This window comes from Haloarcula sp. JP-Z28, assembly GCF_011440255.1.
In the GTDB taxonomy this organism is placed as follows: domain Archaea; phylum Halobacteriota; class Halobacteria; order Halobacteriales; family Haloarculaceae; genus Haloarcula; species Haloarcula marismortui.
Window position 1 is genome coordinate 1 of sequence record NZ_JAAOHT010000017.1, and the last position, 23703, is coordinate 23703.

The 23703-nt window shown below is 56.6% G+C and carries 23 protein-coding genes, 1 rRNA gene and 1 pseudogene; 7 read left to right on the forward strand and 18 right to left on the reverse strand.

The genetic code is table 11. The features are described 5' to 3' along the window. Positions 1 to 167: 167 nt before the first annotated feature. Positions 168 to 290: ribosomal RNA gene (gene rrf / locus G9463_RS09015) — 5S ribosomal RNA — on the forward strand. Positions 291 to 675: 385 nt separating this feature from the next. Here the strand turns inward: rrf and G9463_RS09020 are convergent. The 3 genes from G9463_RS09020 to G9463_RS09030 form a co-directional block, all read right to left on the reverse strand. Next, complete coding sequence (locus tag G9463_RS09020) at positions 676 to 1191, reverse strand: hypothetical protein (protein ID WP_165896512.1); 516 nt, start codon at positions 1189 to 1191, stop codon at positions 676 to 678. Continuing rightward, entirely contained in the window at positions 1191 to 2183 is a 993-nt protein-coding gene (locus G9463_RS09025; RefSeq protein ID WP_004966660.1) for a ParA family protein, read from the reverse strand. The genes G9463_RS09020 and G9463_RS09025 overlap by 1 nt, the downstream gene beginning before the upstream one ends. A 414-nt stretch (positions 2184 to 2597) precedes the next feature. Then, positions 2598 to 2960, reverse strand: coding sequence for a hypothetical protein (locus tag G9463_RS09030; protein ID WP_165896513.1), 363 nt, complete (start codon positions 2958 to 2960; stop codon positions 2598 to 2600). A 181-nt stretch (positions 2961 to 3141) separates the two neighbouring features. Here G9463_RS09030 and G9463_RS09035 point away from each other — a divergent pair, with 181 nt between their 5' ends. Next, positions 3142 to 3906: an IS200/IS605 family accessory protein TnpB-related protein gene (locus tag G9463_RS09035; RefSeq protein WP_165896514.1), complete on the forward strand. Its 765-nt coding sequence runs from the start codon at positions 3142 to 3144 to the stop codon at positions 3904 to 3906. 304 nt (positions 3907 to 4210) lie between these two features. Here the strand turns inward: G9463_RS09035 and G9463_RS09040 are convergent, their stop codons facing one another. The 3 genes from G9463_RS09040 to G9463_RS09050 all read right to left on the reverse strand — a co-directional run bounded on the left by G9463_RS09040 (position 4211) and on the right by G9463_RS09050 (position 5230). Beyond that, entirely contained in the window at positions 4211 to 4534 is a 324-nt protein-coding gene (locus G9463_RS09040) for a hypothetical protein (protein ID WP_011224875.1), read from the reverse strand. Between the two features lie 322 nt (positions 4535 to 4856). After that, positions 4857 to 5060 carry a hypothetical protein gene (locus G9463_RS09045; protein ID WP_165896515.1) on the reverse strand — a complete coding sequence of 68 codons (204 nt, stop codon included), beginning with the start codon at positions 5058 to 5060 and terminating at the stop codon, positions 4857 to 4859. Beyond that, positions 5057 to 5230 carry a hypothetical protein gene (locus G9463_RS09050; RefSeq protein WP_011224876.1) on the reverse strand — a complete coding sequence of 58 codons (174 nt, stop codon included), beginning with the start codon at positions 5228 to 5230 and terminating at the stop codon, positions 5057 to 5059. The genes G9463_RS09045 and G9463_RS09050 overlap by 4 nt, the downstream gene beginning before the upstream one ends. Positions 5231 to 5600: 370 nt before the next feature. Here G9463_RS09050 and G9463_RS09055 point away from each other — a divergent pair. Then, positions 5601 to 6121: pseudogene (locus G9463_RS09055) on the forward strand (GrpB family protein). Between the two features lie 51 nt (positions 6122 to 6172). On the opposite strand, the gene G9463_RS09060 reads toward G9463_RS09055, so the two are convergent. From G9463_RS09060 to G9463_RS09070, 3 genes are all read right to left on the reverse strand, one after another. Beyond that, positions 6173 to 6331, reverse strand: a complete 159-nt coding sequence (locus tag G9463_RS09060; RefSeq protein WP_164734796.1) for a hypothetical protein — start codon at positions 6329 to 6331, stop codon at positions 6173 to 6175. Continuing rightward, positions 6325 to 7689, reverse strand: coding sequence for a bifunctional UDP-sugar hydrolase/5'-nucleotidase (locus tag G9463_RS09065; protein ID WP_165896516.1), 1365 nt, complete (start codon positions 7687 to 7689; stop codon positions 6325 to 6327). The genes G9463_RS09060 and G9463_RS09065 overlap by 7 nt, the downstream gene beginning before the upstream one ends. A gap of 170 nt (positions 7690 to 7859) precedes the next feature. Beyond that, a complete protein-coding gene (locus tag G9463_RS09070; RefSeq protein ID WP_165896517.1) occupies positions 7860 to 8966 on the reverse strand; it encodes a tubulin/FtsZ family protein in 1107 nt (368 codons plus the stop codon). 193 nt (positions 8967 to 9159) lie between these two features. Between G9463_RS09070 and G9463_RS09075 the strand changes: the two genes are divergently transcribed. Next, positions 9160 to 10308 (forward strand): FAD binding domain-containing protein, encoded by a 1149-nt coding sequence (locus G9463_RS09075; RefSeq protein WP_165896518.1) that lies wholly within the window; start codon positions 9160 to 9162, stop codon positions 10306 to 10308. A 129-nt stretch (positions 10309 to 10437) separates the two neighbouring features. Continuing rightward, positions 10438 to 10947: a universal stress protein gene (locus G9463_RS09080; protein WP_165896519.1), complete on the forward strand. Its 510-nt coding sequence runs from the start codon at positions 10438 to 10440 to the stop codon at positions 10945 to 10947. A gap of 1152 nt (positions 10948 to 12099) precedes the next feature. On the opposite strand, the gene phnE (G9463_RS09085) is transcribed toward G9463_RS09080, so the two are convergent. From phnE (G9463_RS09085) to phnD, 4 genes are read right to left on the reverse strand one after another with little or no spacing between them, the layout of a single operon-like run. Then, positions 12100 to 12894 (reverse strand): phosphonate ABC transporter, permease protein PhnE, encoded by a 795-nt coding sequence (gene phnE, locus G9463_RS09085; protein WP_004966651.1) that lies wholly within the window; start codon positions 12892 to 12894, stop codon positions 12100 to 12102. Next, entirely contained in the window at positions 12894 to 13709 is an 816-nt protein-coding gene (phnE, locus tag G9463_RS09090; protein ID WP_004966650.1) for a phosphonate ABC transporter, permease protein PhnE, read from the reverse strand. The genes phnE (G9463_RS09085) and phnE (G9463_RS09090) overlap by 1 nt, the downstream gene beginning before the upstream one ends. A gap of 5 nt (positions 13710 to 13714) precedes the next feature. Continuing rightward, on the reverse strand, positions 13715 to 14530 hold the full coding sequence (gene phnC / locus G9463_RS09095; protein ID WP_004966649.1) for a phosphonate ABC transporter ATP-binding protein: 816 nt from the start codon (positions 14528 to 14530) through the stop codon (positions 13715 to 13717). Positions 14531 to 14545: 15 nt separating this feature from the next. After that, positions 14546 to 15715, reverse strand: a complete 1170-nt coding sequence (gene phnD, locus G9463_RS09100; RefSeq protein ID WP_007187975.1) for a phosphate/phosphite/phosphonate ABC transporter substrate-binding protein — start codon at positions 15713 to 15715, stop codon at positions 14546 to 14548. 300 nt (positions 15716 to 16015) lie between these two features. Between phnD and G9463_RS09105 the strand changes: the two genes are divergently transcribed. Next, on the forward strand, positions 16016 to 17317 hold the full coding sequence (locus G9463_RS09105; protein ID WP_011224882.1) for a DUF4010 domain-containing protein: 1302 nt from the start codon (positions 16016 to 16018) through the stop codon (positions 17315 to 17317). Between the two features lie 121 nt (positions 17318 to 17438). Beyond that, complete coding sequence (locus G9463_RS09110; RefSeq protein ID WP_165896520.1) at positions 17439 to 18227, forward strand: HAD-IIA family hydrolase; 789 nt, start codon at positions 17439 to 17441, stop codon at positions 18225 to 18227. Between the two features lie 59 nt (positions 18228 to 18286). Here G9463_RS09110 and G9463_RS09115 read toward each other — a convergent pair whose 3' ends face one another. The 5 genes from G9463_RS09115 to G9463_RS09135 all read right to left on the reverse strand — a co-directional run bounded on the left by G9463_RS09115 (position 18287) and on the right by G9463_RS09135 (position 23670). Beyond that, positions 18287 to 19231: a glycerophosphodiester phosphodiesterase gene (locus G9463_RS09115; RefSeq protein WP_240149986.1), complete on the reverse strand. Its 945-nt coding sequence runs from the start codon at positions 19229 to 19231 to the stop codon at positions 18287 to 18289. Between the two features lie 305 nt (positions 19232 to 19536). Further along, positions 19537 to 20676: an ABC transporter ATP-binding protein gene (locus tag G9463_RS09120; protein ID WP_165896521.1), complete on the reverse strand. Its 1140-nt coding sequence runs from the start codon at positions 20674 to 20676 to the stop codon at positions 19537 to 19539. Between the two features lie 9 nt (positions 20677 to 20685). Further along, positions 20686 to 21588, reverse strand: coding sequence for a carbohydrate ABC transporter permease (locus tag G9463_RS09125; RefSeq protein WP_004966643.1), 903 nt, complete (start codon positions 21586 to 21588; stop codon positions 20686 to 20688). 1 nt (position 21589) lies between these two features. After that, complete coding sequence (locus G9463_RS09130) at positions 21590 to 22474, reverse strand: carbohydrate ABC transporter permease (protein ID WP_165896522.1); 885 nt, start codon at positions 22472 to 22474, stop codon at positions 21590 to 21592. Further along, the gene (locus G9463_RS09135; protein ID WP_127015090.1) at positions 22474 to 23670 is read right to left on the reverse strand and encodes an ABC transporter substrate-binding protein; all 1197 of its coding nucleotides are present in this window, start codon (positions 23668 to 23670) and stop codon (positions 22474 to 22476) included. The genes G9463_RS09130 and G9463_RS09135 overlap by 1 nt, the downstream gene beginning before the upstream one ends. Between the last annotated feature and the right edge of the window lie 33 nt (positions 23671 to 23703).

The window sequence follows — 23703 nt, forward strand, 5'->3', positions numbered from 1 at the left end:
CACGAGCACTAACAGACCAAAGCCATCATTCATACGCACTGTGACTCATTCACCGACGATTCGCTCGTCGCTGAACGAGTCCAGGCGCAAACTGGGTCGCACGTAATCACACGGTGGAAGAGTTAATCGAGACTGGTACCCTCGTGGTTCGATTCCACGACTCGACGTTAGGCGGCCACAGCGGTGGGGTTGCCTCCCGTACCCATCCCGAACACGGAAGATAAGCCCACCAGCGTTCCGGGGAGTACTGGAGTGCGCGAGCCTCTGGGAAACGCGGTTCGCCGCCACCATTCATACCTTTCATAGCCCACTCAAGAGAGATATCTCTCCCGAGTGGGCTTTCCGTATTTAAACAGAGCCGAACCACTCAGTAAATGACCGGTTCTCGTACTCTGTGGAATACGGCTTCAATCGGTGAGATCAGACGTGCGACTAGTGATCGTGATCGAGTCGTTGAGTCACAGCCTAGGCGTTTGCAGACAACGGTCCGGATCTTGTTGCATGACTCGTCGAATCTCGGATCAACGAACAGGATGGCTCCCGTGTTGTCAAAATATCGAATGATAGCATCCAGAACAGTCTATCTAGTTCGATTACTGTCAGCAGCGTTATACTAGTGGATGAGAATGTGCGAGATACACCCTGTTTCGAGTGTAAGCCAGCCGTCTGTTACGATTAATCGAGTTCTCCGTATCCGTCTCCTCTCATGAGCTCTGCAACGGCCTCTACGTTGTCGAACGCTGCAAGAAGCGCATACTCACGGGCGTCCGTCTTCGCAATGTCGTCCGTTCCGAGTTCCGAAGCAAGCTGGCTCCGAAACTCCGCTTCTCGCGAAACGACTTTATCGCGAGCGAAGAGTTCGAGGCGGTTGTCTCGTTCGTCCCCGACGTTACTCCGACGGACGAAGTACGGATACTGGTGAGCACTCGTTTGGTGTGGTTCGGCATCGTTGGCCGTGAGAGTGCTTGTCGTACTCTCTTTGTTGGGACTATTGGCCCCCTTCGCTTCAGAGAAGTCCCGGCTGTCATCTACCTCCTCAGGGGTGGCTTCCTTGGGTTCCCGATCGTCCGCCTCCTCGTCTGCGATGTCATCGATTTCCTCACCGGCTTCCGCTGGCTCGTCGTCTGCTTCTTCCTGATCATCTCCGAAGCTGAGGTTACCTGATCCTGATTTGAATGAATCGCCCCCCATTAGTCAGCCACCTCCGGCTTAGCGGTGAGGTCAAACTGCATCGTCTCGGTTCCATAGTCGTCGATATCTAAGACCAGTTTGTCATCAACGTCGACATCGAACGTCTCAGTCGCAATGAACCCCGCCAGTTGCCAAAGTTTATCGAGAGTCTCGAGTTCACGGTCGGGCACTCGCCGCTCTCCCTTTTTTGAGACCATCTCCTCGTCCTCTTCGTAGGTCTTCCACCGCTCCTCTACTACTTTGAACGCAGAGCCACGGGCTTCCCACATGGCGTCCATCAAACTCTCGCGTGACCCGATCGACACTGGCGTTGCGAAGGCGTCCGTATTTTCGAACTGATCGCGATACTGCCTGTGGGCGTTTGTCTGGCCGACTCCGGATGGAACCACGCACGAAAGCCCGATTTCGATGTCCAACGCAGTCCCCATGTTCCCGACCATCTCTTCGAGACCATCAAGACTGAGACTTCCCTTTCCAGCTGGCTTGACAGGTGCCACTAATGTCCGAAGCGCGTAGATGGCATTGTAGAGCAGGTCTTCAGCGCGTGCGTTAGGGTCGATGAGGACCGCGTCGTATTCTTCGTTCAACTGCTCTTGCTCCCAGAGAAGATTGTAGAGAAGTTCAAAGCGGGGATACTCGTCTCGAGAAATTCCCTTCATACCCGTTTCGTAGGAAATCTTCTGCTCAAGATTGGAAGTGAAATCGCCCAGCATATCGTGACTTGGAATAATATCAACACCCTCTTCAGAGGTCTCGATGAGGTTGTCGAAGTCCCCGTCTGGCATTTCAAGAATGTGCTTTACGAGATTGTCAGCCTCCGGGTCTCCACGGTTCTTACCGACGTCGAAGAGTGAGGTGAGGTTGCCCGTTTGTGGGTCCAAATCGATCACGAGGACATCAAGTCCCATCCGTTTGAACCCAACCGCGAGATTTGCTGTCATGGTCGTTTTGTATGTCCCCCCAGACTCAGCGTAGACGACGGTCGTTATCATACGCTTCCTCATTTGAAGTTCTGTTAGATATATCTGTGTCAGACATTCGTGACTTCTGCCTGTACCAGTTGTCTGTATCTATTATCTGTAATTGCACCTCTACCGCAAGACAGACATCGGATTGCGCCTGATCTGGAACGTTTGTCTGTAGCAATTATCTGTAATAGATGTCTGTACTAAACGCCTGTAACGGCTGTATGGAACAGATGTTCGGTACAGATAATCGTCTGGAGTTACTTTAGATAGCAAGTCGCATTGATGCCAGAACAGCAATTTGTTACAGACAGCAATTACAGCTTTTTGTCTGTAATTGGTTTGGGCTAAACGTCTACACTAGCTAATGAGGGCGAGTGCCTCGCCCAACCGTGGGCGGGGGTGAAGCCCAGCAGCCACGCCGCAGCTTTTAGCAGATAATCACACGACACAACGGGTATGGAGCAGACCCTTTTCCTCACCTTCCAACTCACTGTTGAAGAGGGCGAGGAGCTGCTTGAACCCACCCTCCTCAAAGCCCGTCGCCTCCGAAACGAAATCATCTGTCTCCACTACCAAGGATAGAGTTGGGGCGAAATCAAAGACGCCGTGGTCGGGAAAGCCGCCCTCATCAACAACACCTGCCAGCAAATCATCGACAAAGCCTAACAGGAACTCACGAACTACGACGAGGGCGATGACGAGGACTGGGGCGCACCCAACCCCTACATCCACGAACCCTATCCAATGCGGATGAACCATCGCGAAGGCTACCGCATCACCGAAACCGACGATAACACGCACCGCTTCCCCATCTCAGCGAAACCATACCACCACGCCAAAGGCAAGTTGAAGGGCAGTCCTGACCACCACAATCTTCTCACGACTGCTCTCAACAAGTCCGCGTGGCGTGTCGGTACCGCGGAACCCCTCCAACATCGTGGCGACTGACAGTTCCACATCACCGTCACCAACACAGACGCCAATGTCCACACGCCAGCGAATCCAATACGTGGTCGGCGTGGACATCAACGAGAACCGCGTCGCACTCGCCGCGATGAACTGGGAAAGCGGCAACGTACAGGACTCGCTCGTTCTCGAATACCTGGACGTGAAGCGTCGACGGCACGAGTGCTTCACGAAGCGCAGGTGGATACGAGAGGCAGGTCAGAACGCGTTCAAGACGGTCGTGGGACAGGAGAAACGAGACTCTGTTCACGACCAGCTCCACAAGATGTCGCGTGACGTCGTTAGGTGGGTCTCGCAGTTCGAGAATCAGGCCATCGTCTTTGGAGACCCCAAAGACATGCGAGACTCGATTAACTACGGGACCCGGATGAACCGCCACCTGCACTCGGTGCCGTTCGCTAAGCTTCGAGATCTGATCACGTACAAGATGGCTCGTGACGGTGTGTCGTCGGATGACGTAGATCCGGAGTACACGAGTCAGCGGTGTCCTCGCACCGCGTGTTTATACACGGAGCGTGGGAACAGGCGGGAAAAGCGGTTCAAATGCCGAGACCGTGGGTTTCAGAACCTGATCCAGAATCCTGTCACAGATAATTACTACAGACGAGTATTACAGACAAAATTTACTTTGAAGCAGGCAAAAATAATAGTGGCCGCAGGCGGGGGGAGTGGCGTGCAACGCACCGTTTGGGGTCGTCATCTACGACGACAGGTTCTAGCCCCGGACCAGTCGATGCGTTTGGGGTGGAGTAGGGAGCGATTGAGCGGGGCCAGTACCTAACTAATCAATATCTGGTTGGTATGGAAAAGTTTTGTGACTCAGAGTTACAATCTTTCTATCTGCCATTACGTCGCATTTTATCCGCAAGGTGTGAACGCAACCAATCTCCACTCGCCGGCAGCACTCTCAAAGACGCTCGCAACCGGTGGTGTTCCGTGGTTGTCGGCGACAGGTTCCTTCTGTAGGTCGCGCTCCGACACTAAATTGATGCCACAGAACGAGCACCCGTCTGCTTCAAGTTGCTAGAGCAGGAGCTTTCGGCTCTGGTCGGTTTTGAGTTCGGCCAGCAATACATTGGCGCTACTCACACAACTTTCTGCCAGGCTGGGCTCGCTTCGAGTTCTTGAAGCGCCGAGCGGAGCTCTGACTGAATTGCCCCATAATACCGCTTTCGGCCAACTGGTGTCTGGATACGGATAATGGCGGTCTCACTTGTCACCTCAAACAGCGATAGCGACCACTGTCCAGCTTGATAGGACCATTTGCCGAGCTCCACCGTTTGCTCATCTTGAATAGAGCGTGTGCCCAATTCCCAGCTCTGCCGTGTCAAATGAGGTAAATGGAATGGAACAACATCAGGAAGCGTGGCAGCACGGCCGGTCTCACATCGATTGTTATCTACTGCCATAACACGAAATCTAGAATCGATCAGTAAAAACGTGTCTACTTCCCCGGCTGGAAGCGCCGACTGAGGTTCCCCTACGACGAGTCCTCGGAGGAAGGTATTTGTCGACATTCAGATACGTGGGCTGAGTTTGAGGGCACGCTCGACTTTGTGGACAGACACGAACTCCGAGACGCTGGCCTAAGGGACATTCCAAAACAGGAGTACCACGCGGGACCCCTGAAAATCGCGATGGAATACCCCCGGCTTACAAAACTCGTCACGGAAGACCAGAAGTCGTGAAATAACGCGTATTGGGGCGAGTGGATCAGCCGACAGTCGCTGTTTATCGCTTCGCATTGGGATCGAGCCAGTAGTAGACCACCGTCATTGTGAGTCCGAGCATCATTGCGTCGGAGCCGAGTGGCTTCCCGATGGCTACGCCAATCCCAAACAGTATCGACGCCGTCATGGCTCCTGTGAGGAGTGCGTATTCAGCGCGCGAACGGTTGCGGAGCCACTGGTCGAGACGGTTGTAGAGGTTGTTCATTGCTCTGTTGCATCCCGCTGATAGCTGGTGAGTACTGTCGGCAACACGACGCCAAAGCCAACGAGAACGGCCCAAGATACCCACGTGGCGACACTGCCCAGTGAGACGTACCAGAGCAGCATTGCGACGACAATGAATGGGAGGGTGGTTTTCGTCTGTCTGGAGACCATGACTTAGAGTTGTTGGATAGAAAGTGTAAGTCCACCGCTCCCGCAACTAGGCTGTTACCCGACCGACTCCAACCCAGCTATTGTGCAGTGCTGTGTTGTGTCGCTGGAAACGGCGCAAAGTTGCCCATACCATCCTATAGCTGGCCGACACTGCCGGGGTTGACGGCGAGTCCGTCACCGAAGGGCTCGGCGTATTGGATACTTCTAGACGGTCCCCTTCGGGAACTGGCCGTCCCAGAACTTCTCTGTAGTAAGGGTGTTATAGAACTGTTCACACACCATCTCCAAGACTCCTGAATCACTCAGCGCAGAGCAAAATTCTATCAGTTCGTGTAACAAACATTTGCTTGAAACGCAGCTCACGGCACTAATGCTTGGATTAGAACGCGGGACAGTCGAACTCGTCCCGCATCAAGAGGAGTGGAAACACCGCTATGAAAACGAAGTTGCACACCTGAAAGCCGTTGCAGGTGAGCGACTGCTCGATTTCGAACACATCGGTAGTACCGCAATCGAAGGAGTGCCAGCGAAACCGATAATTGACATACTCGCTGTTGTCGAAGACTTGGAAGCTGTGAGAGACCTGATTCCGGCTTTTGAAGAGAACGGGTATGAATACCGAGCCGATGACGACGTACGCGGCCGGCTATTCTTCGCCAAAGGACCACGCACGAACCGGACGCACTACCTTTCACTCGCGGAACGGGATAGTGACTTTTATCACGAAAAAATCGCCTTCAGAGAGTACCTTAGAGCCCATCCAGAGGTTGCCGAACAATATGCGTCGATAAAGCGGGCACTAGCGGAGAAGTACCCGGAAACGAGAGAGAAATACACTGCTGAAAAAGTGATTTCATCCGGGACGTACTTGACCGTGCAATGAGGACGTAGCTCATATTGAGCGGGTATTTCACGTAGCTTCTGGTGGAACTGCCCCGAGAACTACGGCTCTTCGGCGAGCGGCGCAAGGTCGTCTACGACCATCCTGATGAGCGAGACCGGGACACAGAACCCGAGGACTTCGCGCCAGCACTCCTTGCGGCTGGAGACGCTCCCGTTCCGGGCCATGCACAGGGATTCGTTGCGGATACTGGTCAGCATTCTTGGAGTCTCCCATCCACTCGGACAGTAAGGCCTTCTTCACGAGCGTAGTCTGCGACGGCCTTGAACGGGAGACCGAACGAATCAACGGTTGCCTCATGTGGGATTGGCCAGTCATCGCTGTAGGCGACATAGGAGTTGGTGGCAAGCCTGTACTCTTGACTGGCTTCGATAGGCTGCCCGTTGACGGCAACCCCCAGTAGCCGTCCAGCCTCGGTGTCGTACTCAACAGTCATTCCGCTGATGTCGCCGTGCCAGAGCCGTCCGTCCTCGCGGTGGGGACGGAAGGCAGCCTGCAAGAGGGTTCGTAGTTGTTCACCCGAGACATGGAGGACGTCTACCCTGCCGCCGAATGGGTTTACGCTGGCCACCTCGCCAGCGGTGACCTCGCCGGACAGGGGGCGACCTGTTCGGAGACCGCCATTGTGGACGAAGCTGACGTCGGTATCAGCCGCCCAGCGATAGGCGTCAGCCACGAGGTTGCCAACACGACTTTCGCCGCAGGTTCGCCGGTCAAGGTCCCGATGGATCGGGTCGTCGACAGTGGCAACAGTCTCCAGCAGACCAACATCGTCCAGCTGTTCGCGGGTCGTGTCAGCCACGGACTCGTCGATAGGTCCCTCGGCTGTCGAATGACGGGTGGCAATCGGCGAGCGATTCCCGTTGAAGAGTTCGACTTCCCAGACCACCTGTCCGTTCGCTCCGGGACGGACGACCAGTGTTCCGTCGACAACCTCGTGGCGTTCCCTGTGGACGTGGCCGCCAAGGACCGCGTCAACGCCGTCAACGGCCGCAACGTCGGTCTCTAAGTCGCTCCGCAAGTGTGCGAGAACGACGAACTGGTCGACACTGTGACCGAGTTCGCTGACCGCTGTCCGCACGCTCTCGACAGGACTGGTCACGGTCAGCTCTGACGCGCCGGTGGGTGCAATTTGGGGAGTCGCAGGATCGATTACGCCGACGAATCCGACTCGCTGGTCATCTCGATGCAGGACTGTCGTTCCGTCTAACCCAGCGAAGGGAACGCCACGCCCGCCCTCCCTCTCCCCTTCAAAAACGTTCGCGACGATCCACTTCTGTGGACTCTCTGAAACCACGTCCAGAATGGGAGCAGTCCCGAAGTCGAAATCGTGGTTCCCTACCGTCCCGATGTCGGTACTCACTGCCCGGAAAAACGGTATCACTTGACGCCCTTCGCAGTAATGGGCGAGGACACCCGGTGCAGTGTTGTCGCCGGTGCCAGCGACTACTGCGTCCTCCCCGCGGATCGACTGGATGGTTCCGGCAAGCCGACCCATTCGCACAGGGTCGTCACAGGCGTTCTCAATGTCAGAGTAGTGGAGCAACCGGACCGACATCGCTCAAAGCTGATTCCAGCGGGGCATAAAAGTGTATTTCGCTTGTGATATATTAGCCCAGGGCTCCCGCTCTGGCCCCCTCTGTGAAACCGCCTCTATTGCTGGGCGAGATACGCTTTCGAAAAATAGCCTTGACTGGCGCGTCCACCACCTGTTCCGATCCGAGTTCTTTAGCTCGATTGTTCGGCCAGCGTTTTGAGTTCCACCAGCCGCGGCAGTTCCGTGACGCCGCTAACTACGACCAGAACCGACAGCGTGTTCCGGTCGGGTGTCGGCATATCGCCGCTCCGCACCTCGGGTGACTGGAGTTCCTCCGTGAGCCATCGTCGCCCGTCGGTAACAGCATCCCGAATCAACCACGCGGGCGGCCCGGCAAACACAGCCAGGGCTCTATCAGCTGAATCCAGCTCGCACTGGGCCGTCAGTTTACCACGCACCGCTCGGCGAAGTGTCGTCTCGACGGCGTTGTACGCCTCGATTTCGTCGACATCGTCTGCGTTGTCACCGAGAAAGCGGTTCTTGAGTTGGTCTATGACCGTTCCGTCACCGCTGCCAGCACCCGGTTGCAGATCCTGACTGGCGTAGCCAAGCGTTGTGAAACCCGCGTCTGAGAGGGTATTGATTATTTCGCTGGCGTCGACGACACTCTGGCCGACAGCGTCGGGTGCCGTCGCCTCACCTGCTGCGAATAGCGCCCCCAGCCGCGCCACAACGGTCTCGTTCAGCGTCTCGGAGGCCGACTCGACCGTCTGTCCACTCCCGAGCCACGCTTCGTTGTCGAACAGTATTTGCCCGTCGACGGTCGATTCCAGCGCCCGGAGTGCCTGCATCGTGTTCGCGGCTGCGTCGTCGTCCCTGCCGGCGGGTAACACCGACAGACAGTAGACTGGAATCGAGTAAACCTCTCTGAGTGCATCAGCGATGTGGGCCGTGGCGCCGCTCCCCGTCCCGCCTGCAAGCCCGGCCACGAGGACGACGGCGTCGATATCGCTTGTCACCAGTTCGTCTATCGCCCGACGAACTTCGAGCCGTTCGTCTTCGATGGCGGCGGTGCCGCTCGTTCGGTCCCCGTTCGTTCCGGTCCCATTTGTTTCGGAGAGTCCGAAGGCATACCGCCGGTCGGCCGGGAGTGCGTCGAGTTCGTCGAGCGCTTCGGTGTCCGTGTCGACGGCACAGGCTGCGCCGAGATACGTTGTTTCGCGGCGTTCATTGTCCTGCCATAGCCGCTCAACGATCCGGCCCCCAGCACCACCGATTCCGACTGCCGCGACTCGCATACGTCGAGTTTGGTGTAGACTGACATTAATAGTCCGACTCGGTATGGCGCCCCACTGGCACTTCGTGGCATGATGAATTACAGCGGAATAGCGTCTGATTTGCACTGGCGCTTCCCAAAGCTGGTGTCCGGGAAGATACTGTCGCGTGTCGGAGGAACAGAGGCCTTTCATACGGCAAGCGCTGAGAGGGGCCGTGTCTCAGGACCTCGCCAACGAACCATCTGATACCCTCTCTGTTACTATCTCCGGCGGGTCGATGGGTGGCCTGTTTACCGGCATCGCGCTCGACAGTGCAGGTCACGACGTGACTATCGCTGAGCAATCGGCCGGCGACCTCCGAAGTCGCGGCGGCGGCATCGTCGCCCAGCAGTCAATCCGCCAGTTCCTCTCGCGCCACGACATCGTCGACCCGGCGAACATAACCACCCGAGCCAGTGAGCGGCGCTTTCTGACCGCTGACGGCGATGTGCGAACGTCGACGCCGGATTCAATGGTGTTCACCTCCTGGGACGCCGTCTATCGTCAGCTGCGAGCGGCGTTCCCGGACGACCGGTACCACACCGGCCAGACTGTCACGGGTGTCAGGGCCACAGACGGCACGGTTACATTTTCTGACGGGGACCGGACCGCCGCCGATCTGGTCGTCGCTGCCGACGGCGGGCAGTCTACAGCCCGTGCGCAACTGTTTCCCGACGCCAACCCGGAGTTTGCCGACTACGTCGCTTGGCGTGGTGTCGTCTCAGAAGCGGAGCTATCGGACGCAGTCATCGACGCGTTCGACGGCCGGTTCACGTTTTATCAGGGGGAACAGATGCTCATCCTCGCGTACTTCATCCCCGGCGAAGACGGCAACACCGCCCCGGGAGACCGCCGTCTCAACTGGGTCTGGTACGACACACTCTCCGGGCGAGAGCGTGAGACCATCTTCACCGACACAACAGGCACGAGCCAGCAGTTCAGCGTGTCGCCGGGACAGCTCCGAGACCCAGTTGAAAGTCACCAGCGCGAGCGGGCCGCCGAGACACTGCCGCCCGTGTTTACCGACCTCGTTGCAACAACAGCAGCCCCCTTCGTGCAGGCAATTTACGACCTGCAAAGCCCCCAGATGACAGTCGACAGAGTCTGTCTGGTTGGAGATGCGGCGTTCGTCGCCCGTCCGCACACTGCCGCTGGCACTTCGAAGGCGGCGAGTGATGCCGTTGAACTCAAAGCCGCTCTCGACCGCCACAGTTCCCTTGGAGGCGCACTGGCGTCCTGGGATGATGCCCGAACCGACTACGGAGCGCGTCTCGTTGCACAGGGCAAGCGAATGGGTGACGAACGGCTGTCCCTCGGGAGTTGATGGACTACCGTTCTGTGTGCAGGTTTTCTCGGGCAGATGCTTGGTACTGATTCTTAGACGCTGGCACTGTCTTCCCGCGTTGTAAGAATTGAGGGGGTGTTACTTGCCTGCTGCTTCGCTAGTCAGCATGTGACACTCGTTGTGCCGTTCGACGGCTCCGAACTGGCCGAGGCAGCACTCGTCCGGGCGGCGGAGTTCGGCACCGTCTTCGAAGAGGATGTGCTGGCCGTCAGTGTCATCCGGAACGGGAATGTCAAATACGCACGGGAACACGACTGGATCGGGCCAAACGAGGACTTCGATCTGGAGACGGTCATCACCTCACTACACGAACAGGTGATGGACCTGTGTCCGAGTTCGGATTTCCGCCATACAGTCGTGGATCGATACGCGCCGGCCGGGGCTGTAGCGAAAGCCATCCGCAAGCTGGCCAAGAGAGAAGACGCCTCAATGGTATTCATCGGAAGCGAAAACGCCGGGCACCTCGTTACAAGCATCAGCAGCATTGGCGGGTCGATTGCCTCGGACGACGCCTACGATGTCGTCATCGTTCGACATCGTAACCCGTCCAAGATCGCCAAGCTCAGGAACACGTCCCCGCACAGACAACCGAAATCCGACTTCTATCTCCCGGAATAGGTAACGTCGGTTGTTCAAGCAAGCCAAGTGGTACGAACGGGCACGGCGACTTTCTGGAGCAGTGGTAGCGAGGCATCTATCTGGTCACAGCTTCGGGAAGCATCTGAACGACTTGGTGATGGGCACCTGAACCATCCGGTCACAACCGATGTGAGCGAGATGTGAATAGTCTAAAAGAGAAGCACTACCCGTGACACAGCCAGAGAGGGTGTCACTCTGGGACTGTTTCGGTGTTCCCGTAAACGAGTGGGCATAATTGCGACAGTCTCGCTGACAGTTGACCGGACAATTCGCCGCTTCTGATAGCGCGTGCGTGCTGCACAGAAATCACAGAATCGACAGACAGCAAGCAGATATCACAACCGTTTTTATTACCAACTGTATACTGGTCGGTTGGGTTCTGGTCCTCGCTCCATTTCCCCTTGAATCCAATCCAGATCATCGATTGGCCCGAGTCCAGAACCTGTCGTCGTGGATGACGACTTCGAATGGTGCGTGCATGCCACTCCCCCCGGCTGCCCACCATTTCTTTGCTGACCTGCAGTGAGGAGCTGGTGGTTCTCGTGACACTTGTGCGGCTATTCGGCTGCCGCCATGCCGTGGCTCTCCAGCAGCGAAGCGGCTACAGTGCGACTTGGGCATGACGGCGTGGCTCTGGAATGCGTGTATACATTAGAATCAATCGTATACATAGTGGTGCAAGTGCCAGGGTCGGACGGGATATTCAATTCGGGAATCTAGCCTGCTCCAGTGAATCAGGGGCACTGCTGAAATCAAAACCACCGACTTGGACCCGTACTCGCAAGTTCTGGTTTGATCACTGCATCGCCTATCTGACCATGCTTTGCCCGGAGTCAGCGTGGTCAATTTTCCGACGGCGAAAGCAACGAGCGGACTGTAGCAGACTGCTCTGGTATTCGGGCCCAGACAACAGGTCGATGTCCTATGCATCTATCCAGAAGGACCCATCTCGCGAAACTGTCTCTGGCGAAAAGAGGTCTGTCAAAACGGAGAAGGGGAAAACCAGGTTGGCAGACACTGGCGTTGGCCCCACTGGCTATATATACTCCAAATACATAAGTCTTTTGACAATAGTTCTATAATATTATCTAAACAGATATCAGAATAATAGGCGATGCGAGCTGCGATCGCCTACATTACTTTCTTGCGCAGATAGGCCGAGATACCTTCACTGATGAGCACAAGGCCCAGAATCGAGATGAGGATCGTCAGGACTGCTTCCCAGTTGAAGTAGTTGATCTCAGTCTGCAGCGGGACGCCGATACCGCCTGCACCGACGAACCCGATGATCGTTGACGCTCTGACGTTGATGTCCCATCGAAGCGTCGCGACGCTGATGAACGCCGGCTTGATCTGTGGAACGATACTGTAGATGAGTACATCAACGGGCGATGCCCCAGCTGCAGTGACCGCCTCAACAGACCCGCGGTCGATCTCTTCGATGGCTTCCGCGATTAGCTTTGCAGTGAACCCGATAGATCTGATCGAAATCGCCAGCACGCCAGCGAGGGCCCCCGGGCCGAAGATGACCACGAAGATCAGTGCCCAGATGATGACGTTCACCGAACGGGTAAACGAGATGATGAACTTACCCAGCAGGTACGCCGGCTTGTTGGGTGTCGTGTTGCTGGCACCGAGGAACGCGACCGGAATCGCCATCACGATAGCCAGTGCCGTGCCGAGGATCGAGATATTGATCGTCTCAAGCAGCGGCCCGACAATCTTTCGCGAGTATCCGACATTGGGCGGATACATCCGACCGAAGAGGTCAGCCAACTCACGCGGGGCAGTCACGGCGTAGCCGTAATTCACTTCCATGGCGCGCCAGGCTGCGACCAGAATGACGAGGCCAGCCAGCAGCCCGAAGAACCGGAGTAAGCGCTCACGGCGATCGAACCGACTCCAGGAGTCAGTGCTGTTTGACATTATTGGATCCGCCTCCGGGCGAGAGCGCTGACACCTTCACCGACCATGACGATCGCGACGATGACAGCGATAATCGCCATGCTGAACTGGTAATCGTACTTATCGAAGGAGTTCAGCAGCGTGATCCCGATACCACCGGCTCCGACAATTCCGACGACAGTGCTGTGACGGAGATTGATGTCGAGCCGGTAAATCGACAGCCCGACGATCCGGGGCATCACCTGCGGGAGGACGCCGTAGAGATACGTCTGGACGGGCGTCCCACCGGCGGCAGTGATTGCCTCCATCTGCCCACGGTCGATATCTTCGATCTCCTCTGCGAGGAGTTTCGCGAAGAATCCGATCGTTTTGAACGCAAGTGCAAGGACACCAGCGAGTGGACCGAACCCGACCGCTTTGACCATGATGATCGCAACAATGAGCTCGTGGAGCGAGCGCGTGACGGCAACGATGCTGCGACCGACATAGTAGACTGGCTTCGGCGAGAGGTTATTCGAAGCCATAATCGCGACCGGCACGCTGACGATGATGCCGATTGTCGTGGCGACAATCGTCATCACGATGCTCTCGACGATGCCCTGAATGAGGAGTTCCCGTTGCGACGGAGTGTATGCCGGTGGTAGCATACTCGTGATGAGTTCGACACCGGCTCCGATCCCGCGAACAAATCGGCTGGGGGAAATCCGAAGGTTCCAGAAGCTATACGCGAAGAACAACAAGATAAGCCCGTAGATGAGATACTTGACTTTCTTGTTGTAGAAGACTGTGGGCCGCTCCCAAGATCCTTCAACGGTCGATCCAGATTCAGCAGCCATATTGATTAGTCACCTCGTTCGGCAATGACGTCATCAGCGTCAGTGCTGTTACCAGCACTCGGCTCTTCACGGTCCGCAATTGATTCACCGCCGCGATAGATCTCGTCTCTGGCTGCCTGATCTAGGTCGTCAGGTGGGCCGTTAAAGACGATTTCACCGTCACTGAGGCCGATTATCCGGTCCGCGTAGTCGACCGCTAGATCGACTTCGTGGATGTTGATGATGATCGGGATATCGTCTTCGTGGGCGATGTCCGTCAAGAGGCTCATGACCTCTCGGGAGGTGTCAGGGTCCAGCGCGCTCGTCGGCTCGTCAGCGAGCAGGATTTTCGGCCGCTGAATGACGGCACGGGCGATACCAACGCGCTGTCGCTGGCCACCGGAGAGTTCATCTGCACGGTTGTTCTCGACACCCTCCAGATTCACCCGGCTGAGAATCTCGCGTGCGCGCCTGATGTCCTCCGGAGGGAAGTTCCGCCGGAACGCGTTCCACGTACTGAGATAGCCCAGGCGACCGGAGAGGATGTTCTCCATGACCGTCAGGCGCTCTACGAGATTGAACTCCTGGAAGATCATGCCCATATCGCGACGGACATCGCGAAGGGCTGATTTCTCCAGCCCGGTCACCTCTGTATCGTCAAGCGAGATGCGCCCGCCAGTTGGCTCGGTCAGCCTGTTGATGCTACGAACGAGCGTGCTTTTTCCGGCCCCGCTTGGCCCGATAATCGCAACGATCTCGTTACCACTGACTTCGAATGAGACACCTTTGAGTGCTCGATCACCGGAGTCGTACGTTTTTTCCAAATTATCTACAGTGAGCATTATTTGGGTCTCTTCTTAGCCTTCGATGTTGTCGATCTGGTACGTGATATCGTTGTTCTCCTGAATCTGGAGGATGATATCGTAGGTCGTAGCGTAATCAATCTCCGTCCACGTTCCGCGACCACCGAACACCTCCGCGATTTTGGTGTCCGAGTAGTCGTAGTCGATGAACGCCGCCCTGATACCCTCCTGAAGTTCCGGCTTCAGGTTGTAGCGGTAACAGAAACTCGTCGTGGGGAACGGATTGCTGGCCCACACGACTTTGAGGTTCGTCGGGTCGATGTTGTCTGCTTCTGCAACGCGCGTGACACAGGTGCTACAAACGGGGGCAGCGTCGTAGTCGTCGTTTGCAACGCCCAGAATGCTCTGTTCGTGGCCGCCGGAATAACTCACCTCGTAGTCTTCGCCCGGAGTGACGCCCTGGTTCGAGAACAGCGCACGCGGGGCGAGGTTCCCGGAGTTGGACGAGGGCTCGGCATGTGCGACGCGCTTGCCTTCGAGGTCCGCCAGCGAGGAGATATCGTCGTTATCTGCCTGCGTAGCCAGCCACAGCCGATAGCCGAAGTCACCTGCCTTCGAAATCTGGAGCGAGAACGGGACAGCACCGGCCAGGTTCACAGCAAAGGGCGTCGGCCCAGTAGAGAACCCGGCGACGTGGAGGCGTTCGGACCGCATCGCCTCGACCTGGGACGCGTACGAGTTGAGGGGGAAGTATTTAACGGATTTCCCGGTCTCTTCGGCGATGTTGTCCATCAGCGGCTGCATCGTATCTCGATAGACCGCCGGGTCTTCCGTCGGCGTCATCGCAAACGCAATACGGTCCGGGTCAATGAGCTCGTCTTCATTATCGGGAGTACTCTGAACGGGGTCACCGTAGCGAGGCTTCTCGCGTTCCTCCATGTTCTTCAGGTCCTGTAGAGACCCTGTCTCGAACCCGGCCTCGATGAGCGTCTGCATCAACTGCGGGAACTCCGGATTCGACGGATCGAACTCGGGGTAATCGTTACTCTGTCCGGACCCACCGTCACCGCTACTGGACCCGTCACTACCGTCTCCGCCGGATGTTTCGGTGCTCTGACTGCTCTCCTGAGAACAGCCTGCAACGCCTGCTGCGAGCGCAGTAGCGCCGATTTTTAACACAGATCGTCGGTCAACTGGGTTCTGTTTCATTGTCGACGCAGACATATGCGAAATCTGGGTTAAAAAGTATTTATGTTTAAATCTGACAAAACTATAATTACCTCTTATCGGGTTTTAGGCTCTCTTCATATAGAATTTAGAATAAGCATCAGAATTCAATATATGACAGGCTCTATATACTAGCCGGTAATCGAGGGGGATTTTCCGGTCTCCGCAGGGGCCATGGCGATATTCAAGCTAGCCTCAAGGCCAACACCTATTACCCATCAGTATATTTGTCTCCATATAGAACATAGTAGTATATAGACTATATAAAAATGACGGAACCACCGTTTGTAAGATAAGATGACTGTAATGAGTGCAATCGCGAATACGGCTGTTTTCGGAGGTATAGAGGGGATAACTGTCGATACTGAGATACTACACCTTTTTATTGCAGGTGCACTGGGTATGCTGCTTGGGCTTGAACGAGAGTGGGCAAACAAGTCAGCAGGAATCCGCACGTTTACGCTGACCAGTCTGGTCGGCGCTGCCGCAATGTCTCTCAACGAGACGATACTACTTGCTTCGGGAGGGGCACTGGTACTCGTACAGGGCGGATTACTCGGAATCCGGGGCATAGTCGCACAGTGGACCGGCGACGATGGTGAGCTAGATTCTGGCCTGTCCCTGACAACATCGACTTCACTCCTTGTCGCGTACGCGGTCGGGATTCTGGTTGGAGCCAACCACGTCCTTATCGGCGTCATTATTGGCATCACGTCGTCATTCCTGCTCGTCCTTCGAAGGGAGTTACACGAGTTTGCGAACCAGCTATCGCGAGAGGAAGTACGCAGCGCCGGTGAGTTTGCGATTATTTCATTTGTCGTGTATCCGCTCTTGCCCGGCGGAACGTACGGGCCATGGGATGCGATTGATCCGAAACTGGTCTGGATGCTCGTGATCGCAGTCAGCGGGATCGGGTTTGTGAACTATATCGTGATGCAGCGATACGGCAGTAAAGGGATCGCTGTCACCGGCTTCTTCGGCGGCTTGGTGAACTCAACTGCAGTGATCGGCGAAATCGCGGGCCGGGCAAAGAACAACACTGGGATCACAGAGCTCGCGGTGGGAACGATACTGATCGCTGATGCGGCGATGGCGGTCCGTAATTTAGCGATCATCGTTGCGTTCGTCCCCGAGTCGGCAGTCAGTGTTGGACTACCACTCGGCCTGATCGCTATCAGTGGCGTCGGACTCGCATATTACGATAGCGACTGGGAGGGTGATCTGGAACTGGATTTCGACTCGCCGTTTAGCAGCGCGAACGCGCTAAAATTCGGCGTGCTCTTCCTTGCCGTCTTGATTCTCACTGCTGGCGCACAGCGCATATTCGGAACAGCCGGATTCCTGATTACGAGCTTCCTCAGTGGCATCGTCTCGAGCGGCACGACGACAACGACTGCAGTGACGCTGACGTCGACAGGACAGATATCGCCGACAGTCGCGGCACAGGGTGTGCTGGCTGGGACGCTCTCCAGTATCCTCGTGAAAATCGGGTTTGCAACGAGTATCAACCGTTCATTGCTGTCACCGGTCGTACGAAAATCGCTCTACTTGTCCCTCATCGGGATCGGTGGCGTGGTCATCAGCGTCCAATTAGTATGAACGGGCAAAGCTATCGGCGTGTTTCGAGGGTTGTCGCGGTCCCTACAGCCAAGAAAGCGCCTGTGATCTCGCCAGCAGCGGCTGCTGCGGAAGCGTCACGGTTTGAGACGGAGGATTCTAGATGACATACACAAGTGCAATTATCGACCTCGACGGTACGGTATATCGTGGTGATTCGTTAGTTGAAAACGCCGCCGAAGGCGTACAGACAGTGCGTGAAGCGGGGCTTTCGACGCTATTTGTTACTAACAAGCCGATTGACCGGCGAGAGAAGTATTGTGAGAAGCTGAACGCGCTGGGCATTGATTGCAGCAGTGATGACATAATCACGTCCGCCACTGCAGCAGCGGATTATCTATCCGCGCAGTATCCGGAGCGCAAAATCTATGTTATCGGCGAGGACGCCTTGGTTGCGGAATTGCGCGCCGCTGGGCTGGACACGACAACCGCCCCAGAGCGAGCAGGCACCGTGATCGCGTCACTTGATTTCGGTTTTGATTACCAGACGCTACAGGATGCGCTAATTGCACTCACTGAGAACAACGCGGTTTTCGTTGCCACCAATCCGGACCGGACGTGTCCTGTAGAGGGGGGTGAGATACCCGATGCGGCAGGGATGATCGGAGCGATAGAGGGAGTGACTGGGCAGGAATTGGACCAGTTGATCGGTAAACCGTCCAACGTAATCCTGCAGATGGCTCTGGAACGGGTCGGTGGAGAGCCGGACCGCTGTCTTATGATCGGTGACCGGCTTGGGACAGACATCAGGATGGGAAACCAAGCTGGAATGGAGACGGTACTGCCACTAACTGGCGTTACCAGTCCGGCGGACTTAGCGGAAAGTGACGTGATTGCTGACCACGTTGTGACCGACCTGTCAGAGCTGGCAGCGATCGTAGAAAACGGATGATAGGGCCGGGCGGGAACGAGGGGCGGTAACCCGTTCCCACTGCGCCGCTGCATCAAATATCAGTCGAGCACGCCGGGGTAGTCAGCGATGATGCCGTCAACACCGGCCTCGACCAGTTTCTCCGCCTGATGCCATGTCGTTATCGTGTACGGGATTACTTTCCGACCTTCCTCGTGAGCGGTCTCGACCAGATCGATCTCAGCGAAACCTGGGTCTTCGAGGTAATAATCCTCGTTGAAGAAGGGGGTGTTCATAATCATGTTGTACGGCGGCTGGATGTACTCTGCGTCCAGGTCACGGACAACAGCAAGGCCCTCTTCGATTGAATCCCAGAGCAAGTACGCTATCGGAATATCGGGGTCTGAGTTTTGGACAGACTGCAGCGCAGCCTTTTGGAACGACTGGACAATAAAGTCGTTCTCGTGAGTGGAGAGGACATCAAGTGCCTGTTCGGTAAACGGGTCCCAGGTCTCGACAGCGGATGCTGACGCGTCATCATCGGGCGAGACACCTGCAGCTTTCCACTCAATGTTGAGCGGGATGCTATCCGGAGTGGCTTCGACGAACTCGTCTAATCGGGGTATCGTCTGACCGCTGTCACGGATTTCGGCGTTCAGCACAGTCTCTACATCGTTCTCCCAGACGTATCCGGATTCATCTGTCAGGTTATCCAGCTTATCGTCGTGGAAAACGACGATTTCGAAGTCTTCGCCCTTCCAGGGCTTACCGCCCGCAGGAACGAGGTCACACTCCATCATGTCGGTGTCGTACCCCTGACTGCGACGCCCACCGTACGCTGCCTGTTGGACGGCAGCAATGGTGTTTTGAGGATACAGACCGCGGTAGCCGCGGTGTGCAGCCAGAATCGGTGTGGTAGCGATAGGCGGCTCGGTACTGTCGTGGTCGTTTTCCCTGGCAGCCCCAGTTCCAACGATGGACCCCAGAGCGGCGGCAGACGTACTCTTCAGCACAGTTCGACGGCATATGTCTGGTATTCGAACCATTCCGTGGGCCATTACCTACACAATCTATATATAACTATTTATTGGTAATATTGGTATATACCGTTTTGTTTACCTGAGTTTATTTACGCTGTAGAGAGCCAGCAATGGCTGTAGAATGAGAGTATATATTGGTATATAGTATAAATATTAGTAGAAGGGACGCTGTAGTTATGTTGGAACGACAGGTAGCGCCCGAAATAGCCGGAAGTGTCGGTGTTTGGCTTTCTCGCCAGCAACGACTCTGCGATAGGGCTCCCCTGTTATCAGGTGAGCCCAGTGTTTGTCTCGGGTTTACAGCTGTGAATTCAGGTGGTACAATCGATAGTGCCGGCTTGTTCGAGTGATTGTGCCGCCGCTGCGTGATAGATGGCTTCGCCCGTCTGTGAATCGAACAGGTGGAGTCGCTCAGCATCAAGCGTCAACGCGACTTGGTCTCCCGGCTCGACGGCGGTTCGAGGCTCTGCGTGCAGCTTGAACGCCTGATCGCCAGTCCGACACTCCAGCAAGAGGCTATCACCGAGCGGTTCGGTAACCGTTATCTCAGCGGTAAACGAACTTCGGTCGGCCGAATCAGCTAACGACAGGCTCTCGGGCCGAATGCCCAGCAGTGCCTGTCCTCCGGCTGCTGTTTCCAGTCCGTCACCCTCGGGTAGCGGTACGCGAAACGTCGGACCGACGGCCTCGTATTCGCTTCCGTCATGGATGATATCCACAGAGAGCATATTCATCGCGGGGTCGCCGATGAACTCCGCGACAAACCGGGTCTCTGGATAGTCATACAGCCGCTGTGGACTGTCGACCTGCTGGATGCGGCCGTCGTTCATCACGACCACCCGATCACCAAGCGTCATCGCTTCCGTCTGGTCGTGAGTAACGTAGATAGTCGTGGTGCCAAATTCGCTGTGGAGTTTCGCCAGCTCAGCCCGCATTTTGATGCGGAGTTTGGCATCAAGGTTCGACAGCGGCTCGTCCATGAGGAACACCTCTGGGTCCCGGACCAGTGCCCGACCGAGTGCGACTCGCTGTCGTTCGCCGCCGGATAACTCACCGGGCGTCCGGTCGAGGAGATTCTCGATGTCAAGCACCGCTGCGGCTTCCGCCACTTGGCGGTCGATTTCCTCGTCACTGAAGTCGCCGGCGGACTTCATCCCGAACGTGATGTTCCGGCGCGCGGTCATGTGAGGGTACAGCGCGTAGTTCTGGAACACCATCGCAACGTCCCGGTCTTTTGGTTCAACCCCGGTGACATCCTGATTGCCCATCTGAATCGTGCCGTCAGTGGCCTGCTCTAGCCCGGCGATCAGCCGGAGCGTGGTGCTTTTGCCACAGCCACTCGGCCCGACCACGGTCACGAACGCTCCGTCCGGGATCTGGAGGTCGATATTTTTCACAGCGACGACACCATCGAATTCCTTTCGTACGTCCTGTAAGGTTACGTCAGTCATAATTTTCTCTCATTTTTGTTGAATCGTGAACGTCTCCAGCAGCTGTCGTCGGAACAGCACTAGCAGCGCCAGCGGTGGCAACAGGGTCAGCATCGACCCGGTCATCACCATGGACCAGGCCACTTCACCGGTGCTGGCCTGGCCGCGAAGCAGACTCAGCCCGACCTGTGCGACCTGCAGGCTTTCAGCGTTGATGATCACCAGCGGCCAGAGGTACTGGTTCCACGTGTAGACGAACATGATCACCGACACGCCCACGAGAACGGCGCGGGACATCGGAACCAGTACCGACCACAGAAACCGCAGCGGCCCGACACCGTCGACCTTTGCCGTCTCAACGAGCGAGGCTGGAATCGACAAGAAGTGCTGGCGCAGGATGAACACGGTCGTCGCGCTGGCCAGATACGGGACCGTGATCGCGAAGAAGGTGTTACTCATGCCGAGCTCTGTCGTCAGGCGATACAGCGGCACAAACCTGACCGGGACCGGGAGCAAGAGAGTAAAGAGGATAAACAGGAACACGGCGTTCTTGTACGGGAACCTGTAGTAGACGATCACCAGCGCGGCCAGCAGCGACACGACCAGTTTCCCGACGACGACGGCAACAGACATCAGGAACGAATTGAGCATAAATCGCCAGAATTCGAGGCCAATGAGCGCACGCCGGTAGTTCGACAGCGCGTGGCCGCCGGGAGCCAGATCGCCGATAGACGTAACGATACCCGCCCGCTTCGTGGAGACGAGTGCCGCGATCAACACTGGCAGTATGATCAGGAACACGATTGTCGCTGCAAGCACGTGCAGCGTGAGCTGCTCCGTCTCGAATCGCCGAATGCGTTCACTGGTAGTTCGTCCCGCAGACCGGGAGCGCTCAGCAGCGGCGGTCAACGCAGTAAGGAGTGAGCCGAGCATTTTATCCTCCGTAGTAGGCATATCTGTCGCTCAGCCGGAACTGACCGTACATCAACAGCCCGACGGCGACGAACAGCACAACGGACTTCGCCGAGGCGAAGCCGAACTCGTAGAACTGGAAGGCGGTCCGGTAAAGGTCATAGATGAGGATGTTCGTCGCACCGGCGGGCCCACCCTTGGTCATGAGGTCGACCATCGCGAACGTCCCGAAAAAGCCGTAGATCGTGTTCATGATGACCAGAAACACGAGCGTCGGCGAGATGATCGGGACGTACACGCGGAGCAGTCGCCGCGTTCGGGAAACGCCATCGAGTTCGGCGGTCTCAGTCAGCGACTCGGGGACGTTGCCGAGTGCGGCTGTCATGAAGATAACGTTGTACCCGACCTGCTTCCACACCGCGGCGATCAGCACGACGACGAACGCCTGCGGACCATTGCTGAACCAGTTGACATCGACGCCAAAGGCCTCGATGTAGCTCGTGAAGATGCCGATGTTCGGGTGTGCAATGAACAGGAACACAAGCCCGGCGACGGCCGGCGGCAGTGCGTACGGCCAGATAACCGCCACCAGATACAGTCCCTTTCCGACATCAATCTCGTGGATAAGGAAGGAGACGCACAGGGCAACGGCCATCACGCCGACGACGACACACGCAGCGAACAGTACCGATATCAGGACGCTCCGGAGATACTCCGAGGAGCTGGCTAACCGTCTGTAGTTCTCTAGCCCGACGAACACGTCACCTCGGGCAAGCGAGGCCCGGTACAAACTGAGTCCAACTGCACGGACCGTCGGGTAGTAGAGGAACACCAGCGATACGACCATCGTCGGTAACAGCAACACGCCGGCCTGCAGGCGGTCTGTGAAGACTTCGCGCGTGGACATTAGCTGTAGTATCGGTCCAGTTCGTCCTCGACAGCCGACTTCAGCTCGGAGAGCCCCTCGTCGACGCTGACATCGCCACTGAACAGCTCGACTGACATATCTTGAATTGTTGTCTGGACCTGTCGAGCTGGGCCGATGAGCATCCGCTTCGTCGCCGGCGTGCTCTCGGCCTGTGTCAACTGGTCGAATGCGGTTCGGTACATTGGGTTCTCCGCAAACCAGCCGTCGTTTTCGAGCTGTTCGACAGCGCTCTGTCGGATCGGGTAGTAGCCGGTCCCCTTGTGCCAGGTGATCTGTGACTCCGGTCGTCCCATGAATTCGAGGAAGCTGCCGATGTCGTCCTGGCGCTCCTGTGGCAGTCCGGAGGGAACGAACCACGAAGCACCACCGATAACCGGCCCGGTTCGGTCACCGTCAATTGTTGGGTAGAAGGCGTTGTCCACCTCGAATCCGTTCTCCTCCGCGCCGGAGCGGATACCAGTGACCGATGCTGTCGAGGTCATCAACATAGCGGCTTTCCCGGTAAGGAATGTGGACGTTGCTTCCCCCCAGGCCTCGATCCCGGGGTTGCTGAACAGACCGTTGTCAGCCATTTCGTGCCACCACTCGTACAGCGACCGGGCCGTACTGTTGTCCGTCTGCATCGTCGTCGGTTGGCCGGCATGGCCGTTCTCGGCGTCAAGTAGCGTCTGTCCGTCGACGGAGTAGAAGTGCTCGACGAACCAGACGTGGTTCGGCCAGGTGAGCCCGGCTTCGGTGACTCCTTCGTCGACGAGCGTCTGTGAGTAGCTACGCACTTCCTCCAGCGTGGTCGGTGGGCTGTCCGGGTCAAGCCCGGCTTCCTTGAACGCCGACCGGTTGTAATAGAGAATAGCGTTTGAGTTGTTGAACGGCATCGATGTGAGCGTATCATCGATGGTGAAAAACGAGGTCACGTTCGACAGAAAGTCATCGACCGGGTAGTCGTCGGAGAGCAAGTTCTCGACGGGCTCGACTGCGTCCGTATCGAGGACTTGCTGGGCGAACAGACTGTCGATCTGGAAGACATCAGGGACCTCGCCGGAGTCGAGTGCGCTCAGTGTGTTCGTCAGCACTCCCTCGTAGGAGTCCTGAAACACGAGGTTGGCGTTGATGTCTGTCTCGGACTGGAACTGGTCGACCAGCCCCTGCAGCGTCTCACCGTTGGTCCCGCCCATGGCATGCCAGATAGTGAGACTGTCTTCATTGAC

Excerpts from the sequence above, each read along its gene's own strand:
- G9463_RS09020 (WP_165896512.1), bottom strand. The coding sequence starts at position 1,191 with ATGGGGGGCGATTCATTCAAATCAGGATCAGGTAACCTCAGCTTCGGA.
- G9463_RS09025 (WP_004966660.1), bottom strand. The coding sequence starts at position 2,183 with ATGATAACGACCGTCGTCTACGCTGAGTCTGGGGGGACATACAAAACG.
- G9463_RS09035 (WP_165896514.1), top strand. The coding sequence starts at position 3,142 with ATGTCCACACGCCAGCGAATCCAATACGTGGTCGGCGTGGACATCAAC.
- G9463_RS09040 (WP_011224875.1), bottom strand. The coding sequence starts at position 4,534 with ATGGCAGTAGATAACAATCGATGTGAGACCGGCCGTGCTGCCACGCTT.
- G9463_RS09045 (WP_165896515.1), bottom strand. The coding sequence starts at position 5,060 with ATGAACAACCTCTACAACCGTCTCGACCAGTGGCTCCGCAACCGTTCG.
- G9463_RS09050 (WP_011224876.1), bottom strand. The coding sequence starts at position 5,230 with ATGGTCTCCAGACAGACGAAAACCACCCTCCCATTCATTGTCGTCGCA.
- G9463_RS09060 (WP_164734796.1), bottom strand. The coding sequence starts at position 6,331 with ATGCTGACCAGTATCCGCAACGAATCCCTGTGCATGGCCCGGAACGGG.
- G9463_RS09065 (WP_165896516.1), bottom strand. The coding sequence starts at position 7,689 with ATGTCGGTCCGGTTGCTCCACTACTCTGACATTGAGAACGCCTGTGAC.
- G9463_RS09070 (WP_165896517.1), bottom strand. The coding sequence starts at position 8,966 with ATGCGAGTCGCGGCAGTCGGAATCGGTGGTGCTGGGGGCCGGATCGTT.
- phnE (WP_004966651.1), bottom strand. The coding sequence starts at position 12,894 with ATGTCAAACAGCACTGACTCCTGGAGTCGGTTCGATCGCCGTGAGCGC.
- phnE (WP_004966650.1), bottom strand. The coding sequence starts at position 13,709 with ATGGCTGCTGAATCTGGATCGACCGTTGAAGGATCTTGGGAGCGGCCC.
- phnC (WP_004966649.1), bottom strand. The coding sequence starts at position 14,530 with ATGCTCACTGTAGATAATTTGGAAAAAACGTACGACTCCGGTGATCGA.
- phnD (WP_007187975.1), bottom strand. The coding sequence starts at position 15,715 with ATGTCTGCGTCGACAATGAAACAGAACCCAGTTGACCGACGATCTGTG.
- G9463_RS09105 (WP_011224882.1), top strand. The coding sequence starts at position 16,016 with ATGACTGTAATGAGTGCAATCGCGAATACGGCTGTTTTCGGAGGTATA.
- G9463_RS09110 (WP_165896520.1), top strand. The coding sequence starts at position 17,439 with ATGACATACACAAGTGCAATTATCGACCTCGACGGTACGGTATATCGT.
- G9463_RS09115 (WP_240149986.1), bottom strand. The coding sequence starts at position 19,231 with ATGGTTCGAATACCAGACATATGCCGTCGAACTGTGCTGAAGAGTACG.
- G9463_RS09120 (WP_165896521.1), bottom strand. The coding sequence starts at position 20,676 with ATGACTGACGTAACCTTACAGGACGTACGAAAGGAATTCGATGGTGTC.
- G9463_RS09125 (WP_004966643.1), bottom strand. The coding sequence starts at position 21,588 with ATGCTCGGCTCACTCCTTACTGCGTTGACCGCCGCTGCTGAGCGCTCC.
- G9463_RS09130 (WP_165896522.1), bottom strand. The coding sequence starts at position 22,474 with ATGTCCACGCGCGAAGTCTTCACAGACCGCCTGCAGGCCGGCGTGTTG.
- G9463_RS09135 (WP_127015090.1), bottom strand. The coding sequence starts at position 23,670 with ATGGGCGGGACCAACGGTGAGACGCTGCAGGGGCTGGTCGACCAGTTC.